This is a genomic window from Bacillus sp. AFS015802 (assembly GCF_002561455.1).
Lineage (GTDB): Bacteria > Bacillota > Bacilli > Bacillales > Bacillaceae_B > Rossellomorea.
This window is the reverse complement of the sequence record NZ_NTUP01000066.1, coordinates 56,574-72,775: the sequence shown is the minus strand read 5'-3', so window position 1 is coordinate 72,775 and position 16,202 is coordinate 56,574. Positions and strand designations below refer to the sequence as shown.

At 47.6% G+C, this 16,202-nt stretch carries 17 protein-coding genes; 9 read left to right on the top strand and 8 right to left on the bottom strand.

The features are described 5' to 3' along the window. Positions 1–32: 32 nt before the first annotated feature. The 4 genes from CN378_RS17680 (at position 33) to CN378_RS17665 (ending at position 4,165) form a co-directional block, all read left to right on the top strand. Positions 33–257, top strand: coding sequence for a YczF family membrane protein (locus CN378_RS17680; RefSeq protein WP_098353810.1), 225 nt, complete (start codon positions 33–35; stop codon positions 255–257). Between the two features lie 242 nt (positions 258–499). Further along, positions 500–2,716 (top strand): catalase/peroxidase HPI, encoded by a 2,217-nt coding sequence (gene katG, locus CN378_RS17675; protein WP_098353809.1) that lies wholly within the window; start codon positions 500–502, stop codon positions 2,714–2,716. Between the two features lie 133 nt (positions 2,717–2,849). Next, a complete protein-coding gene (locus tag CN378_RS17670) occupies positions 2,850–3,392 on the top strand; it encodes a helix-turn-helix domain-containing protein (protein ID WP_098353808.1) in 543 nt (180 codons plus the stop codon). Further along, a complete protein-coding gene (locus CN378_RS17665; RefSeq protein WP_098353807.1) occupies positions 3,389–4,165 on the top strand; it encodes a phosphatidylserine decarboxylase in 777 nt (258 codons plus the stop codon). The genes CN378_RS17670 and CN378_RS17665 overlap by 4 nt, the downstream gene beginning before the upstream one ends. Positions 4,166–4,488: 323 nt before the next feature. Here CN378_RS17665 and CN378_RS17660 read toward each other — a convergent pair whose 3' ends face one another. The 3 genes from CN378_RS17660 to CN378_RS17650 are packed head-to-tail and all read right to left on the bottom strand — an operon-like array spanning position 4,489 to position 6,115. Next, positions 4,489–4,965: a DMT family transporter gene (locus CN378_RS17660; protein WP_098353806.1), complete on the bottom strand. Its 477-nt coding sequence runs from the start codon at positions 4,963–4,965 to the stop codon at positions 4,489–4,491. A 12-nt stretch (positions 4,966–4,977) separates the two neighbouring features. Beyond that, positions 4,978–5,673 (bottom strand): Crp/Fnr family transcriptional regulator, encoded by a 696-nt coding sequence (locus tag CN378_RS17655; protein ID WP_098353805.1) that lies wholly within the window; start codon positions 5,671–5,673, stop codon positions 4,978–4,980. Positions 5,674–5,689: 16 nt separating this feature from the next. Beyond that, the gene (locus CN378_RS17650) at positions 5,690–6,115 is read right to left on the bottom strand and encodes a DMT family transporter (RefSeq protein WP_098353804.1); all 426 of its coding nucleotides are present in this window, start codon (positions 6,113–6,115) and stop codon (positions 5,690–5,692) included. Between the two features lie 325 nt (positions 6,116–6,440). Between CN378_RS17650 and CN378_RS17645 the strand changes: the two genes are divergently transcribed. Next, positions 6,441–7,010 (top strand): type 1 glutamine amidotransferase family protein, encoded by a 570-nt coding sequence (locus tag CN378_RS17645; RefSeq protein ID WP_098353803.1) that lies wholly within the window; start codon positions 6,441–6,443, stop codon positions 7,008–7,010. Positions 7,011–7,061: 51 nt separating this feature from the next. Here the strand turns inward: CN378_RS17645 and CN378_RS17640 are convergent, their stop codons facing one another. From CN378_RS17640 to CN378_RS17630, 3 genes are read right to left on the bottom strand one after another with little or no spacing between them, the layout of a single operon-like run. Further along, complete coding sequence (locus CN378_RS17640; protein WP_098353802.1) at positions 7,062–8,018, bottom strand: ABC transporter permease; 957 nt, start codon at positions 8,016–8,018, stop codon at positions 7,062–7,064. Further along, the gene (locus CN378_RS17635; protein ID WP_098353801.1) at positions 8,015–8,719 is read right to left on the bottom strand and encodes a hypothetical protein; all 705 of its coding nucleotides are present in this window, start codon (positions 8,717–8,719) and stop codon (positions 8,015–8,017) included. The genes CN378_RS17640 and CN378_RS17635 overlap by 4 nt, the downstream gene beginning before the upstream one ends. Next, positions 8,719–9,567 carry an ABC transporter ATP-binding protein gene (locus tag CN378_RS17630; protein WP_179884963.1) on the bottom strand — a complete coding sequence of 283 codons (849 nt, stop codon included), beginning with the start codon at positions 9,565–9,567 and terminating at the stop codon, positions 8,719–8,721. Before CN378_RS17630 ends, CN378_RS17635 begins: the two co-directional genes overlap by 1 nt. 119 nt (positions 9,568–9,686) lie before the next feature. Between CN378_RS17630 and CN378_RS17625 the strand changes: the two genes are divergently transcribed. Then, on the top strand, positions 9,687–10,280 hold the full coding sequence (locus CN378_RS17625; protein WP_098353799.1) for a TetR/AcrR family transcriptional regulator: 594 nt from the start codon (positions 9,687–9,689) through the stop codon (positions 10,278–10,280). 111 nt (positions 10,281–10,391) lie between these two features. Here CN378_RS17625 and CN378_RS17620 read toward each other — a convergent pair whose 3' ends face one another. Beyond that, complete coding sequence (locus CN378_RS17620; protein ID WP_098353798.1) at positions 10,392–11,405, bottom strand: cyanophycinase; 1,014 nt, start codon at positions 11,403–11,405, stop codon at positions 10,392–10,394. Positions 11,406–11,630: 225 nt separating this feature from the next. Next, positions 11,631–12,182: a DUF3231 family protein gene (locus CN378_RS17615; protein WP_098353797.1), complete on the bottom strand. Its 552-nt coding sequence runs from the start codon at positions 12,180–12,182 to the stop codon at positions 11,631–11,633. A 211-nt stretch (positions 12,183–12,393) separates the two neighbouring features. On the opposite strand from CN378_RS17615, the gene CN378_RS17610 reads away from it, so the two are divergent. From CN378_RS17610 to CN378_RS17600, 3 genes are read left to right on the top strand one after another with little or no spacing between them, the layout of a single operon-like run. Further along, the gene (locus CN378_RS17610; protein ID WP_098353796.1) at positions 12,394–13,881 is read left to right on the top strand and encodes a spore germination protein; all 1,488 of its coding nucleotides are present in this window, start codon (positions 12,394–12,396) and stop codon (positions 13,879–13,881) included. Next, the gene (locus tag CN378_RS17605; RefSeq protein ID WP_098353795.1) at positions 13,878–15,047 is read left to right on the top strand and encodes a Ger(x)C family spore germination protein; all 1,170 of its coding nucleotides are present in this window, start codon (positions 13,878–13,880) and stop codon (positions 15,045–15,047) included. The genes CN378_RS17610 and CN378_RS17605 overlap by 4 nt, the downstream gene beginning before the upstream one ends. A gap of 20 nt (positions 15,048–15,067) precedes the next feature. Then, positions 15,068–16,183, top strand: coding sequence for a GerAB/ArcD/ProY family transporter (locus tag CN378_RS17600; RefSeq protein WP_098353794.1), 1,116 nt, complete (start codon positions 15,068–15,070; stop codon positions 16,181–16,183). Positions 16,184–16,202: the final 19 nt, after the last annotated feature.

Here is a 16,202-nt window from a genome sequence, read left to right as displayed (position 1 = left end):
GAGAAGAACCTAAGAGGAGGAGTGTGATCTGCATGAAAATCATGGGTATAACACTATTAATGATGGGATGTTTAATGGCCTTTTCTCTCGGCCTCGATATTCTCCAGGGCTTTGACCTGTCAGACGCCTGGCATAATGCCGTCAGTCCCTTTCGAGTCATGGAAGTAGCCGAATTATTCGTCCTCTTTTTCCTCCTATTCCTCTTTTTCATGGAAACGGCCTATGGTGTGATCAAAAAGAGAAAGGCAAACAAGTAAGAACCCACATAGCCTATCAGCTCATCCCTCTGCTTATCACCCACCCCATTTTTTGAAAATGGGGATTCCATCCCTCATCCCGTTTTATTAACACTATGTTAAAATTCACCATTCCGAGAAGCTTCACGCTTTCAATAACCATTCCAATCTTTTATAATGATAATTAAGAATTATTATAATTATCACACTATTAAAGTGGTAGTTGCTTCACCCTATTTTTTAAAACAGGAAGGTGAATCGTAATGGAAAAAGAGAATCGCCCTGATCAAAAGGATCACTCCGCCGCATCGGGGGAATGTCCGTTCACTCATCACAAGGATAGTGCCATCACGACTACGACAGCCCCTGGAGGAACGACGAACAAAGAGTGGTGGCCGAACATGCTCAACCTCAGCATCCTTCGCCAGCACGACCGGAAATCGAACCCCATGGGAGAAGACTTCAACTATAAAGAAGAGTTCTCAAAACTTGATTACGATGCTTTGAAGCAGGATCTTCATAACCTGATGACAGACAGCCAGGATTGGTGGCCTGCCGACTACGGTCACTACGGTCCCTTCTTCATCCGTATGTCCTGGCACGCGGCAGGTACATACCGTGAAACCGACGGACGCGGAGGCGGTTCGTCAGGTGCACAGCGCTTTGCTCCGCTGAACAGCTGGCCGGATAACGTCAACCTTGATAAAGCCCGCCGCCTTCTTTGGCCGATCAAACAAAAGTACGGCAACAAGATTTCATGGGCTGACCTTCTCGTACTGACAGGTAACGTCGCCCTTGAATCCATGGGCTTGAAAACATTCGGATTCGGTGCAGGACGCGAAGACATCTGGCATCCGGAAGAAGATGTGTATTGGGGCAACGAGAAGGAATGGCTCGCAGACAACCGCTACTCAGGCGACCGTGAGCTTGAGAATCCACTTGCTGCCGTGCAGATGGGACTCATCTACGTCAACCCGGAAGGCCCGAACGGCGAACCGGATCCACTCGGAAGTGCCCGTGATATCCGCGACACATTCGGACGCATGGGGATGAACGATTATGAAACCGTCGCCCTCATTGCCGGTGGTCACACATTCGGTAAAGCCCACGGAGCCGGTGACGCTGAGCTTGTCGGCGATGATCCCGAAGCGGCAGACATCGAAAACCAAGGACTCGGCTGGATCAGCTCATATGGCAGCGGAAAAGGCCGCGATACGATTTCAAGTGGTGTCGACGGTGCCTGGACGACGAACCCGACGAAATGGGATAACGGCTACTTCGATCTTCTATTTGGATATGAGTGGGAGAAAACGAAGAGCGCAGCCGGAGCTTTCCAATGGACACCGGTCGGCATGACTGAGGAACATATGGCACCAGATGCCGAAGATCCAAGCATCAAAGTGAAAACGATGATGACGACGGCCGACATGGCGCTCCGCATGGATCCGGATTACGAGAAGATTTCCCGTCATTTTTATGAAAATCCCGAAGAATTCGCTGACGCCTTCTCCCGTGCCTGGTTCAAGCTTCTTCACCGCGACATGGGACCGAAAGCAAGATACTGGGGTCCAGAGGTACCGGACGAAGAATTGATCTGGCAGGATCCGGTTCCGGCAGTGAATTATGACTTGTCAGATAGTGAAGTGGCTTCGCTGAAACAACAAATCCTGGACACAGGCTTAACGGTGAGCGAACTTGTCAAAACCGCCTGGGCATCCGCCAGCACCTACCGCGGTTCCGATATGCGCGGCGGGGCGAACGGTGCACGCATCCGCTTAGCTCCTCAGAAGGACTGGGAAGTGAACGAACCGGCTCAGCTTGAGAAGGTTCTCGGCGTCTACGAAGACCTTCAAAGCAAGCTGGATAAAAAAGTGAGCCTGGCTGATCTGATCGTGTTAGGCGGAAACGCAGGCGTCGAAAAAGCAGCACGTGACGCCGGCTTCGACGTAACCGTTCCATTCTCACCTGGCCGAGGCGATGCAACGGCCGAGCAAACCGATGCTGAAAACTTCGGCGTACTGGAGCCCGTGTCAGACGGATTCCGCAACTACCAGAAGCAGGAATACGCCGTCAGCCCGGAAGAGATGCTTGTGGATAAATCACAGCTTCTTGGTTTGACTGCACCTGAAATGACCGTCCTGATTGGTGGCTTGCGTTCACTAGGTGCCAACCACGGCGATTCGAAACACGGCGTCTTTACGGACCGGGTCGGTGCATTGACGAACGACTTCTTCGTCAACCTGCTGGATATGAACATCGAATGGAAACCGGCCGCCTTCAATCAGTATGAAGGCCGCGACCGTAAAACGGGTGAAGTCGTGAAAACGGCTACGCGCTTTGACCTCTTGTTCGGTTCGAACTCCGTGCTTCGCGCACTGGCTGAAGTATACGCACAGGATGATAATCAAGAAAAATTCGTCCGTGACTTTGTTGCCGCTTGGGTGAAGGTGATGGATGCAGACCGGTTTGATTTAAGATAATGTATAACAGGCCTCTTCCTTGATGGAAGGGGCTTTTTTTCATCCTGCATCCACGTCCCCAACATTCCATTGACAAATCCCCCTCCCTCCATTATTATCAATATCGATAACAATAACAAAAGGATGTAATCGAATGACCCAAATAGATACCGACCTATTCCTTCACCCGGTCCGGATGCGCATCATACAGCATCTCTCCAAGGGGGCAGCGACGGTTCATGAGCTGAAGGAATGGATGACGGATGTCCCACAGGCCACCCTTTACCGTCACTTGAATCGCTTAACGAAAAACAAGATCATTCACATTATAGACGAACGGAAAATCAGGGGAGCCGTCGAAAAGACCTATGCCTTGCAGGAAGACAGCCCCTATATGACGGTTGAAGATTTGCAGCAGCTGTCAGGCGAAGAACACCTAAAACTGTTCATGACCTTCCTATCCTCGGTGACCGGACAGGCCAGGAGCTATCTTTTGAACGATCCGGATATTGCCCGGGATTACTTCGGATATAGCCAGCTGGACCTTTACCTGACACCCGAGGAGCTCAAGGAGTTGACTGAAGGCATGAATGAGCTCCTGAGTAAATTCAAATCGAACAGACCCACGGATGAAAACGAAAAGATTTCCCTCATCCAAATGCTTATCCCAGAACCCAAAGGACGTGACCACACATGATCAGGACAAAATTTTACCGAAAAATATTCGAACTGAACGGCCACCCCATCCTCGCAAAAGGATTACGGAAGTTCGCCCAATCGAAGGTGAGCAAACCGTTCATCGCCTCTTTTGCCAAAGTCTATAAGCTGAACATGGAGGAAGCGACCCGGGAACTCAGGGAGTACGGAACCCTTCATGACATTTTCACGCGGGAACTGAAGCAGGATGCCCGTCCCATCGCCGACTCACCTGATGCATTCGTCAGCCCGTGCGACGGTTTTCTATCCGTTGTCGACGACTTGACCCCGGAAAGTACATTCATGGTCAAAGGGCAGAACTATACGGTGGAAGAACTGTTGGGATCGTCAGAGAAAGCAGCACCCTACGCCGGTGGAAAAGTGCTTATTTTCTACTTAAGCCCAACTGATTATCACCGGGTACACGTGCCAATCGATGGGACCGTTGAGGAAGTCTTCACCCTCGGTAAACACGCCGATCCCGTGAACGAACTCGGACTCACCCACGGGTTGCGTCCACTCACACGGAATTACCGGCTTGTTTCCCGGTTTGATGTGGCAGGGTCCCCTCTAGCACACGTCATGGTCGGGGCGTTGAATGTGAATTCGATTGTAAGGACGAATATGAGTGACGTTGTTCACCGGGGAGATCCTTACGGGTACTTCTCATTCGGGTCGACGGTCGTTCTTTGTGTGCCGAAAGGGAAGTTCAGCTTCACCCGGGAAAAAGGACCGGTGAAAATGGGGGAAGAAATCGGGAAGTGGCATTCTTAAAAAGGGTGCCTCACTTATGCGTGGGGAGTATTGGTTAAAGCACCAGACCTGATAGATAACCGGAATATCTCCGCTTAATTAGTAATGTATCGTTAAAAAGGCTCAAATAGACGGAAAGATTCCGCCTATTTACTCAAAAAATACAAATATAGGTGTTTTTTCGAGGTGTAAGCGGAATAACTCCGCTTATTCACCACCAAAACAACTTCCATCCTACATTTAACCGGAAAATCTCCGCTTATTTCACCTTAGTTCTCCTAACCGTCATCAAAAAAACGCCTGCTCCCCACAAGGGACAGGCGTTTTTCCTATGTGACCGGGCATCACGCCCCGATACTCTCCCGTACTTCTTCCTCTTTCACTCCCGTCCGCTTCTCCAACTTATACACAAGCACTCCACCTATCAGAAGCGCAATCCCAAGAAGCTTCTCCCAGGATAACACAGACGGTTCAAACCCAAACCATCCTCCTGTATTGACGATGAACGCAATCGTGATCTGCGAAATAAGTGCGATCGATATCGCATAAGCCGGGCCGATCAACGTGACGCCCCTCATCAGGAAGAACACAATTCCCACACCGAAAACCCCGCTGAAAAGAAAGACGGGATTGACGCCGCTAAAATCAAACAGACTCTTATCTTCCATACTATAAAAAACCGGCAGTGAACAGACAAGACCAAGTCCAAGGACGAGGCTCGTTGTCGCCCATGGTCCCGTTTTCTCACTGACCCGTGCGTTGAATACGTTTTGCAGACTGATCAAGATTCCTGCCATGATGGCGAGTCCAATTCCGATCATATGAAACCCTCCCTATTCATATATATTTCCTTTCGCAAGGATGCTGAGTTTTTCCAGATCTTTGATGGTGATGGAGCCATTGACCCGTTCGATGAGGTCATCCGTTGACATCTTCTTCAGGACGCGGTTCAGGTGACGGTAGCTCGTGCCGATCCATTCGGCGAGTTCCATGAGGCTTGACGTGTGCATTTCCTGATGGAACATGGTCCCCTCTCCCGCTTCGGATATGGACAGCAAGTAGCTTGCGAGCCTCACTTCGACGGGATACAGCATGTGCATGCTGGTGATGTGGGATTCCGTGTAAAATTTATGGGCCATCGTATCGAACAAGAATCGGATGATGGCCGGATGCTCCTTTTCAAGTCTTGCCAAATCGTTGAATGGAACCGACAGGAACACCCCAGCCGTCACGGCCTCCACCGAGTTGATGACCGCTGTCCCCTTCGCATATTCCACATCCCCGATCACGGCAAGGGGCCGCTTGAACCGGTTGATCAAGAGCTTCCCTTCAGGTGTATGGGTAAAGATCTTGATTTTCCCTTCCATGAGGAAGTACAGTTCGTCGAGCTCTTCCCCTGTGGAAAATAAGACGTCTCCCTTATCAAATGAGTACATCTTGATAGACGTTCTAAATTCGGCCGGAAATAAATCGTCCAGCTCGAATTGATTGATATAGTGGTCTGGCTTGGCACCTTGGATTTCTTTCATCGTCTTACTCCTTTTTTTACAATTGGAACAGGATGACTCCTGCAAGCATCATGGTAAGCCCGACTGCCTGCCGCAGCGTCACCGGGATCTTCTTTTCCCCGAACCAGCCCCGTGATTCTATGAGGAAGGCCGTGCCGATCTGTGCGACAAGCAGGATCGCGATCGCCGCTGCCGGTCCGATCATATGAATCGCCGTCAGTTCCGAGAACACGACGATCACACCGAAGGAACCCCCGATCAAGTATAGGAACGGCACCTGCCTGAAGCTCTTCTCTTTTCCATCTCGTACGTTCATATATATGGTCATCGAGATCGCGAAGGCTACGATATGAACCATCGAAGTCGTATGCCACCCGCCGATCGCGTCACTCATCCGTGCATTGAAGATCCCCTGCATCGTGATGCAAAGTCCTCCAAACAGAGCAAATATAGCACCTTTCATCGTTCATCCTCCTATTCTTTGTTCTATTAAATAGGAGGTTGGTTTTTTGTGAAAGGACATATGTCCTAAGGGTGTCCGGATGGGGTTGCGGGTATGCGTTTTCATGTGAAAAAACCAGGGGGACAGGTACCGTGGCCCAGATTGATCCGGGGTAACAGTCCCAAGGGCCTTTTTATGTGAAATACCTGGCTGAAGAATCGTTTCTCAGACAAATCAGGATATTTTCAGCGAAAAAACGAATGTTATCAGCGAACTCCATTTTCACCAAACTCTCTCCCTCCTACTCCCAACCCATATGGTAAAATGTAACAAGGAGGAGATACATATGAAAAAAGTGTTGGTCTTTTTAACAGACGGCTTCGCCGATTGGGAAGCAAGCTACGTCACGGCAGAGTTGAACATACCGTCCAGAGGTTTTCAGGTCCAGACCGTGGCCCTCGACAAAGAGCCCAAGGTTTCCATGGGCGGGTTGAGAGTCCTTCCCGATTACAGCATGGATGACGTGCCGGACACGTTCAGTATGTTAATCATGCCCGGCGGAACTACATGGCGTGAAGAAAAGAATCAGCAGATAAAGAGCCTTGTACAAAACTGTTTCGACCAGAACATCCCGGTTGCAGCCATTTGTGATGCCACGACATTCCTTGGCATCCACGGATTCCTTGACCACCATAAGCATACGGGAAATTCGCTTCCTTATCTAAAAGAAGGAGCACCGGATTATCGCGGTGAGGAATATTACATAGCCCAACCAGCCGTTCGTGAAAAGGGTCTCATAACCGCGAATGGGACGGCTGCGCTTGAGTTTACACGAGAGATTTTACTGGAATTGAAAGTGCGTGAAGAGAAAGAAATTCAGGGTTGGTATGAGTTTTTTAAACAAGGGTCTGTTTGAATTCACACGAAAGAGCCAGGGGGAGCCTGGCTCTTTCTCACATAGAGCTTGTCATGACGATGTCTTATGATACTTCTTGACCCCATAAGGCGTGCGATGCCAGTTCAAGGCAATCAGGGAAAGTGCCACTAGGGAAAGAATGAGACTCAAATACACATACGTTGTATTCATTTCATTTGTATAAAGACCGTGAATCAATCTGAGAAGCCAATAGAACGGATCGGCCATGGCCACATTATGCATGATACCTCCAAGGAAAAATCCTAATCCAGGTATGCTCATTAAAAAGACTAGCGTAACAGGCTTTAATATAGCGAGAGCCTGGGTTTCAGTGGAAGCATAAAACGCCATGGCCATCCCAAGCACGGTTCCCAGAAGGATTCCGATGGTGATGATCAGCAATACAGGACCCAATCGGAACGGGACATGCAATAGGTAACTGCAAATGGCAAAATCCATTACCGTGATCAAGGAGGCGATCACCACTTTGGAAAGAATCGGAATGACCGGATGGACCGGCTGGACATGTTGAAGGTCCGTTGTTTTGTTTTTCCGTTCTTCAACTAAACTGAAAAGAATAATGATTCCAAAGAAAAGGAAAGCTCCATATAAGTTGAACGCATATACTTTTTCGAACAAATCCTCGCTTAGGTTTCCGATTTGAACCGGTTCTCCTTTCAGCATCTGTTCGGCTTTTTCTATCGCTTCTTTCGGCTCCCGACCATCCGTTACCAGTCCCCCATCTGTCAAACCGATCTTCGCATCGAGATCAAACACCCAATCCTTCATTTGCTCTTTGGAATCGGCGACCAGGACTTTCACTTCTTCAGGAAGGTCGTGCTGCTCTCCTTTCAGTACCACCATCTTTGGGGTATCCGAATACGTATCGGTGATTCCTGACGCTCCAAAGGCTGTGATGATGGGAAAGAGAATGATTAACCAGATCAGGATATTGCGTCTGGCCAGGATGAAATCTTTTTTTACAAACGTGGGTAGCCCCATCTTCATAGTCTAAACCCCCTGTCAAAAGTGACCTTTTTAAATATAAAGAGACTTACCGCATAAAATGCAACCGCCAGAACCGTTAATCCCGCATAAGATTCTATCCCGGGGCCATCCGGCAGATACAGGTTATAGTACGCCTGTATGAACGGTTCAAACGGGTTGAAAGGGACAGGCTGGATATTCCACAACGGAAAGACGAGTCTGACCATCACGGCAAAGATAAATCCGGTGACAACACTTCCCGCAAGCATGACGACACTTTGTTTCTTTACGATCATCGCAAGTAATACTCCGCTTGCGATCATAAAGAGGGAAAGGATGAACGTCACATATAAAAACTGCAGGACAAATCCGATCTGGGTAGCCGCAGGAATCACAGAAAGAAAGGCAGAGATCAGAATGATGAGCATCAACAGAATATGCTTACTCAAGAAGTACTGGATGATATTCCGGCTTGTTCTCATGACCTGTATCATATTTGTCTCCATGTCCTCTGAAATCTGCATGGCTGCCATCCAGAATAAGAGGTCGATGAGAATCACAATATAGAAAATCGTTAAAATCGGCAGCCAGCGGTCTACCCAGTCAACATCCTGAAATCCATAAGACAGAACATTGATCCCGATCGACATGATCAGGATATATCCGAAGATCAGGGCTACCACATTGTTCCGGATCAGCTTCAGGTATTCCATTTTCAACATTACGCTTCCCCCTTCAGTCCCCGACCCACGACCTTGATGAAGATCTCTTCCAGGCTCGCTTCCTGGGTATGGATACTCTCGAATTCTTTCTTTCCGATCATTTCAAGTAGGTTAGAGAGATCACCGTCCTGGGTAAAGGTATGCTTCTTCCCTTTCTGTTCGATTGTGACCGTTTTTTCACCAAATCGTTTCTTATAGCTTTCAGGAGTATCTAACTCTACAATCTTCCCGTTATTGAAAAATGCGATGCGGTCACATAGCTTTTCCGCTTCATTCATATCATGTGTGGTCAGGAACATGGTCGTACCCTTTTGGTTCATCTTGCGGATGACTTCCCTGACATAGGCCGCGATTTCCGGGTCCATTCCCGACGTCGGCTCATCCATGAACAGGACCTCCGGATTGGTGACAAGGGCCCTGGCCAGAACGAGCCTGGTTTTCATCCCTTTGGAATACTCCCCCGCTTTCTTATCCTTGGACTTGTACAGGTCCATTTTCTTCAGGATGTCATTCACTTCGGTTTCTCCTGTGCCATACAATTTAGCGTGGAAAATGAGATTTTCATATCCCGTCAAGGTTGGGTATAAGACATCATTTTCAAAAGCGATCCCAATTTTTTTATAAAACGAGTGATTCGCTTTGGACATATCCTGCCCAAGAATAAAGACCTTTCCCGGTGGCGGGGCAATCAGCTTGGTCAACAGCCTGATCGTCGTTGACTTCCCTGCTCCACTCGGACCTAAAAAGCCGAACACTTCTCCTTTTTTCACCTGAAAGGTTAATTGATCCACCGCGTTTGACTTCCCATCATACGAATAGGTCAGTCCTTTTGCTTCTATCGCAATCATGATATCCACTCCTAATTTTGAAACATTTTTATATTTTTGTTTCATTTGGTACAAAATGATTATAATAATATTTTGAAACAAAATCAACATTTTGTTATAATTTTTTCAGAGGTGAAGCAATGGACGGGTTTAAAGTACGCACAGATAAAAAAAGAGAACTGATTATCCAATCAGCTCTCGTCTTATTTAAATCATTCTCCCCAAGCAAGGTTTCTATTCGGGAAATTGCCGGACAGGCACAGGTTTCGGTGGTGACCATTTACAACTACTTCGGCAGTAAAGAAGGTCTGATTGTGGAAGTGGTCCGAACTGTTTTGTCCGAACAACTACATGCAGCCGATCAAATCACTCAATCGGATGATTCCACAGAAGAGAAACTGGCAGCACTTATTTTTACGAAGAATGAATTATTGAGTCAATTTCATCCCGATTTCATTTCATTTATCATGAATGATCCACAAATGAAAGAACTGATTGAAACGGAATTCATCAATAAGACCTATGAAATGATTACTACCTTTATCAATGATGCCAAAACAGAAGGAACCATCTCACCCGATGTACCGAATGACCTCATCATGAAAATCATCGAGCTGTATCGAAAAGATATTTCCTCCGGACAAAGCATTCTCTTTAGTGATCAGGAAAGCAGGAAAAATCATGAAATCATCCTGAGGACACTGATGTATGGCATTTCTGGATATAAAAAGTAGGTGTACAGACAGTGCCATGGGGCAACCCTGGCTCTGTCTGCACGTTTTTCGCATTTTCCCCTAAACGAAAAAGATGAGGGACGGACCACCGAAGGTCCGTCCCTCATCTATCTAGTTCCCATAAATCGATCCGCTGGATGAACGCAACACCCCATTGACTGCATCTAATTGATAGGAGAAACCAGTATGATTGGCCCAATCCGTCATATCAATCGTGTCACCATTCTCCAGCTTGATGACATTCACGTTGCTGATGGATAGAGGCGAGACATTGCTCGGCTGTGAGGTAGCCTTCGCCAGGTACACCGATTGATTGGTTCCCCCCGGTTGAACGGCGACCCGTGCCGATCCATCCGCTTCGATTAAGAGAGCCGTCTGCTCATTCACGGCAATCCCCTTCGCCTCTGTGGTCCATCCGTCGAGAAGATTACGTGATAAGAAGCCTACGAGACGCCCCATCCTGTCCCGCTGCTCGAAGTGACTGTCCGTGATCGTGTTAGCCAGGTATCGGTTTTCGAGGAAGTTCCTTGAGAACGTCATATAGCGGTTGTAAGGATCTGCCAACGCTTCGTCCGAATAGACGGTTCCATTCTGAGCGTCATATACAAAGTCCCCTTGAATGGCCAGTCCCGCTGAAGTCCCGCCGATCGGGATCCCTTTTTGAATCCGTGAGTTCAAGACATCCTCAAGCGGCGTTCCTTCAATATAGTCCACATAAAGAAACTGATCTCCACCAGCGAAGAAAACCGCTTCGGCGTTCTTCACTTTATCCAGCACAACATTTTCATAGGCGGCATTCCGACTTTTTAATAGAATGGTCTCGACGGAATTCAAAGGTGACTGATTGTCAGCGGCCAGATCATACAAATACTGATTATACCCGTCACTGCCTGATGTTCTAAGTATAACGAAGTCTCCCCCGTTCGCCTTCTCCGCCATCCATCTCATCGCTTCATCCACATCCGTCGATCCACCCATCAAATTCACTCCATAGGTCGTTGCAGCCGTGACGTCCCCTTCATCTCCATAAGGATAATACGTGTAGCTGCTCCGGGCAGCACCTGCGGCAGTCAACGTAACTCCCCATAACACAGCAACCACCAAACCAACCATCCATTTCTTCACACAATCGTCCTCCTTTTGTTGGGATTCAATGAATACATTGCAAGTTCTATGCCAAGTTATAAAACCGCTACTTCACTGAATTGTATGAATAGTTTGATATTTTATGGTTTTTATTGGGTTGAACTGGATGGCTTTTAAATAACCTTTAGATAAATCTTTTCATAAAAAAGAAGCTTATCCACTTCCGGACAAACTTCCAGCTTCCTAGAAATATTGAGTTTTGATCTACTCCCTGTCAGGCGCACCGGGAGGGTTATATTTCGGCGGGATCCTGAGCCAACCCCTTGAGATCATTAAATTTTTTAACGGTGCAGCGAATTTCATCAGGTTGATTTGAATGGAAAAGAACATCAGCCCGACATCGGTCCGGACCGTCTTGGACATTGCCTGGGCACAAAAGGTGATGGATGCCGCCACTTTGGCTGATATCAGATTGGCAATCTCGTCATCCTTCAGCTTGACCCCTTCCGGTACGGCGTCTGGTTCTGACAGCGGCTTTTTGGGATTGACCAGAGGCAGAGGGACGCCTTCCTTTAACAGGAGTTTCTCTATTTTCTTCGTATCGGATATACTCCCATCCAATGCGTTCTGCAGCACATGCTGCATATCCTTGTCCGTCGTCGTGTTCAGTCCAATCTGATAGAGGGCGTGGGCTTCATGAAAAGCCGTGAATGCGGTCCAAAGGTCCATTACTTCACCGACATGAAGAGGGGGTTTGGGCGCTTCATCCACAAACGTTTTCATCATAGCTGAAATCGCTTCAAATGCATTGGTCATCATCTTACCTCCTGGTTACTTGTCGCTACTATTATTCCTTATTCATTGGAAGGCATGCAGAAAAAAAGTGGACCAGGGGGACAGGTACCATGACCCGATTGGTCCAAGGTACCTGTCCCCCTGGCCCTGGCCCTGTCCCCTTCCCCTTTTGAATGATACCCCCTCAATCAGCGCATACTATCTTATTGACATAACCAAAAGGGTGAGCGCAATGAATACGAACGAATCCGGCACGTTGAAAGAAAGAGTCTCAGAGCTTCTTGCCTCCTTTGGGGAAAGCTCGGATGTCAAGACCCGGTACTTGACGTTACCCGGTGACCATCTTTCTGCCTGCCTCCTTTACATAGAGAACATTGTGGATGCGACGTCCATTCAGGAGCATATCATCGAACCTTTATTACAGAAACAGCCTCCCGGGGAAAAGGAGCGCTTTTTCCCTTTCATGATGCATGAGGTGATGCAGGTTACGGACATAGAAATCGTCAAGGACATGGACGAAATCATCGGCAAACTGGTGGATGGAGCCACCCTTATCCTGTTTGAAGGGGAGAGGTACGCACTGGCCGCCGATACGTCCAAATGGGAGGAACGCTCCCTTTCAAGTCCCAAGGGACAGCGGACCGTACAGGGACCGGATGTGGGATTTACGGAGAGCCGGAGTGGAAATGTGGGTCTAATCCGAAAGTATATCAAGAATCCTTCGCTGAAGGTCGAAACCGAAACATATGGTACTCTCACCAATACGTCTGTTTCCCTTGTCTACTTGGATCATATGGTCGACCCAGATATATTATCGGATATCAAACAAAAGCTGCAAAACATCACAATGGATTCGGTGATTGGCTCCAACTACATTTCCGAGTATTTGACGAAGGAGTCAAAAACCCTCTTTCCCCTGGTCTTGGATACGGACAGACCCGATGTGGCGGTGGCCGAGGTACTGGAGGGACGTGTGTGCATCGTGGTGGACGGAAGTCCGTTCGCACTTATTGCCCCCGCTGTCTTCATCCAGTTCTTTCAGTCGGCAGATGATTATTATATTCAAAGCGAAGCCACGAAATATGTACGGTCCCTTCGCTTTATCTTCTTTTGGGTAGCGCTTTACATTCCCGCTTTATATGTGGCGTTCACGACCTTTCACAAAGGGCTGTTACCCGTAAAGTTATTGGTCGGATTTACGGCCCAACAGGAATCCGTCCCGTTTCCGACCGTCATTGAAGTGCTCATCGTCGTCACTTTGACGGATGCCATATTCGAAGGGACCACCCGGCTTCCACAAGCCGTGATCATCACCCTTTCGCTGTTCGGTGCCATCGTTTTCGGCCAGGCCTCGGTAGAAGCCCAGCTTGTACAGCCCATTACTTTAGTAATTGTCAGCGTATCGTTCATCTATTCCAGTCTCATTCCGATCGCCATTATGAACTATTCCGTCAGAATTCTGAAGCTCAGCCTGATTTTGATCGGCGCCATGCTTGGATTATACGGGCTCGCCCTCTTTACATTGTTGCTTTTGGTGCACCTTTGCTATTTGAGATCCTTCACCGTACCCTATCTTGCTCCGATCTCTCCGTTTACACGGCGGGACGTGGAGAAGGATGTATTCATTCGGAAGCCCATCCCTGAGATCAACAAGACCATTCCTGAGTTTCATAAAGAGGAACCGATGGAAGAAGATCCTAAAAAGGAGAATGACTCGTGAATCTATCCAAATTACGTCTCATCACCATTTTGTTTCTTTTCATGGGAACCATCATTGTGGGATATATGAACACAAATGATTTAAATGAGGTCGAACTGGTGTCAGGTCTCGGGGTTGATCAATTGGATGGGGAATATGTGGTGACCCTTCAAGTCTTCAATCCCTCTGCTAATCAAAAAAACTCTGTGGACCCGACTGGAGGGTTCACCTATACCCAAATGGGAAGATCAATACCGGAAGCCCTCGAAAAGATCCGAAAAGAAACGTTGAAAGAGCCGATTCTTGATACGTTACAAGTGGTTGTCCTGAGCGAGAAGCTTGCGAAGGAGGAAGGGTTGAGTGAAACGTTGGACTTTCTTCTTCGCAATCCGAGGATACCTGCGAATATCAACACCATTCTCATTAAAGATGAAAGTGCCGAAATATTTTTAAAATTGTTCACCCCTCAGCAAAAACTGGCCGCCTTATACACGAATACGATGCTGAAAAATTCGAAAGCCGTATGGGGAAATCTGGTGAATACCTCATCGGAACGGATCAAGAGTATTTTAACAGACAACACTTCTGACATCATCATCCCTTATGTTGAGATCCACGGAGACGTCGAAAATGGGATGACAAAGGGAAATATAGAGGATTTCACGCCTGCTGCCCATATTTCCCTTGAAGGATTTGCTGCTTTTAAAAAGGAAAAACTGGATTTTTATTTCACCAGTGAGGAGAGCAATACATTGGCCCTGATCAAAGGAATCGATCAGGTATTAAACATTTCTGCACCGTGTGGGGACTCAGATAAAGAGTTCACCATCAGCACCACCCATACCGCTTCCTCCTTGAAGGTAAACACAGAACCCGTTTCTTTTCAGGTGAAAGTGGAGGTCGAGGGAGACCTTGAACAAAACGCGTGCGGGAAGGATATGACCAAGCTTTCCTCACGAAAAACGCTCCAAAACCAATTGGAAAAAGAGATTAAGTTCAATATAGAGGCGCTTATCAAAAAATCTCAGGAAAACGGGACAGATGCGCTCGGCCTGAAAGATGCCCTTTATCGTAAAGAACCTGGGATCTGGAAAAAGAGACGGAATGAAAAAACATTTTTCGAGTCGGTGGACGTGAATACGGATGTCAAGGTTCAATTCGTACGATTCGGCCAAATCAAACATTAAGATAAGAGGAGGACGGAACCATGAATAAGATATCCATTTCCACACTTGAATTATGTTCGATGATGCTTCTCTTCCTTACCGGAAGCACCATCGTCGTCGGGTTGAACTTTACAGCAATGGAAGACAGCATCTTGGGGACAGCGATGGAAATGGGGTTTGGCATCCTTTTGTTCTACTTTTATCTTTTTGTGTTGAAGAAGAGTGGGTGGAAGGAGTTCATCCCCCTTTTGGAAATGGGGTTCGGTTCCTTTTTGTCCAAGATCATTGCTGTCGTATTCAGTTTCTACTTCCTATACATTGCAGCAAGAGTTATGAATGATTTTGCCTTCTTCACCACCCAGATCCTCTATCCCGACTCACCCACTTGGGTTGCCGCGGTTCCATTCATACTTGTCGCCGCCTATTGTATCATGCTCGGGGTAGAAGCGATTGCCCGAAGCGCTTTGATCATGAGTTTCTTTTTCCTTATCATTCTGGTTTTATTATGGTTGCTCGGTTTCTTCTCGGAAGAATTCCAGGCAAGGTATCTCCTGCCTCTTTTTTCTCAAGGGTGGAAGCCACTCAGCAAGATGATCTTCCCCACAGGATTGACTTTTCCTTACGGGGAACTCGTTGTATTTCTTGTTCTGCTCCCTTCTATTGCTCAAAAAGAGAAGCTGCAGAAAGTCGTTTGGATTCCCATCGTCCTGGCCGGAATAGTCGTAATGACCACCATGGAACTGATCATCGGCATCCTCCATGCCCCTTTCGCCAATACCTATTACTTTCCTTTCGTGAAAGCCATGGAATTGATCACGTATTTAGGCGTCATCGAGCATTTGGAAATCTTCACCTACCTGCTGTTGATCGGAGGAGGCTTCATAAAGGTATCCGTATTCATTTATGCAGCAAGGGCCATCCTCACCCAACTGTTCAAGGTGAAACAAAAAAATTGGCACGTCTTCCTGCTAGTCGCGGCCGTCTATCTCCTCTCCCTCCATCGAAGCGGTGATATCGCCGAGCATCTATATGTAGGTTTGAAACTTGTTCCCTACTACCTTCATATCCCCATTCAATTTGTTTTGCCGATTATATTGGCGATTGGCGTGTTCTGGAAATCAAGAAAAGGAAAAAAACCAGGGGGACAGGTCCCGTGACCCAAATTGGTCCACGAGA

Bases quoted from the DNA above. Each gene is read 5' to 3' on its own strand.
- CN378_RS17680 (WP_098353810.1), top strand. From the start codon at position 33: ATGAAAATCATGGGTATAACACTATTAATGATGGGATGTTTAATGGCC.
- katG (WP_098353809.1), top strand. From the start codon at position 500: ATGGAAAAAGAGAATCGCCCTGATCAAAAGGATCACTCCGCCGCATCG.
- CN378_RS17670 (WP_098353808.1), top strand. From the start codon at position 2,850: ATGACCCAAATAGATACCGACCTATTCCTTCACCCGGTCCGGATGCGC.
- CN378_RS17665 (WP_098353807.1), top strand. From the start codon at position 3,389: ATGATCAGGACAAAATTTTACCGAAAAATATTCGAACTGAACGGCCAC.
- CN378_RS17660 (WP_098353806.1), bottom strand. From the start codon at position 4,965: ATGATCGGAATTGGACTCGCCATCATGGCAGGAATCTTGATCAGTCTG.
- CN378_RS17655 (WP_098353805.1), bottom strand. From the start codon at position 5,673: ATGAAAGAAATCCAAGGTGCCAAGCCAGACCACTATATCAATCAATTC.
- CN378_RS17650 (WP_098353804.1), bottom strand. From the start codon at position 6,115: ATGAAAGGTGCTATATTTGCTCTGTTTGGAGGACTTTGCATCACGATG.
- CN378_RS17645 (WP_098353803.1), top strand. From the start codon at position 6,441: ATGAAAAAAGTGTTGGTCTTTTTAACAGACGGCTTCGCCGATTGGGAA.
- CN378_RS17640 (WP_098353802.1), bottom strand. From the start codon at position 8,018: ATGAAGATGGGGCTACCCACGTTTGTAAAAAAAGATTTCATCCTGGCC.
- CN378_RS17635 (WP_098353801.1), bottom strand. From the start codon at position 8,719: ATGTTGAAAATGGAATACCTGAAGCTGATCCGGAACAATGTGGTAGCC.
- CN378_RS17630 (WP_179884963.1), bottom strand. From the start codon at position 9,567: ATGATTGCGATAGAAGCAAAAGGACTGACCTATTCGTATGATGGGAAG.
- CN378_RS17625 (WP_098353799.1), top strand. From the start codon at position 9,687: ATGGACGGGTTTAAAGTACGCACAGATAAAAAAAGAGAACTGATTATC.
- CN378_RS17615 (WP_098353797.1), bottom strand. From the start codon at position 12,182: ATGACCAATGCATTTGAAGCGATTTCAGCTATGATGAAAACGTTTGTG.
- CN378_RS17610 (WP_098353796.1), top strand. From the start codon at position 12,394: ATGAATACGAACGAATCCGGCACGTTGAAAGAAAGAGTCTCAGAGCTT.
- CN378_RS17600 (WP_098353794.1), top strand. From the start codon at position 15,068: ATGAATAAGATATCCATTTCCACACTTGAATTATGTTCGATGATGCTT.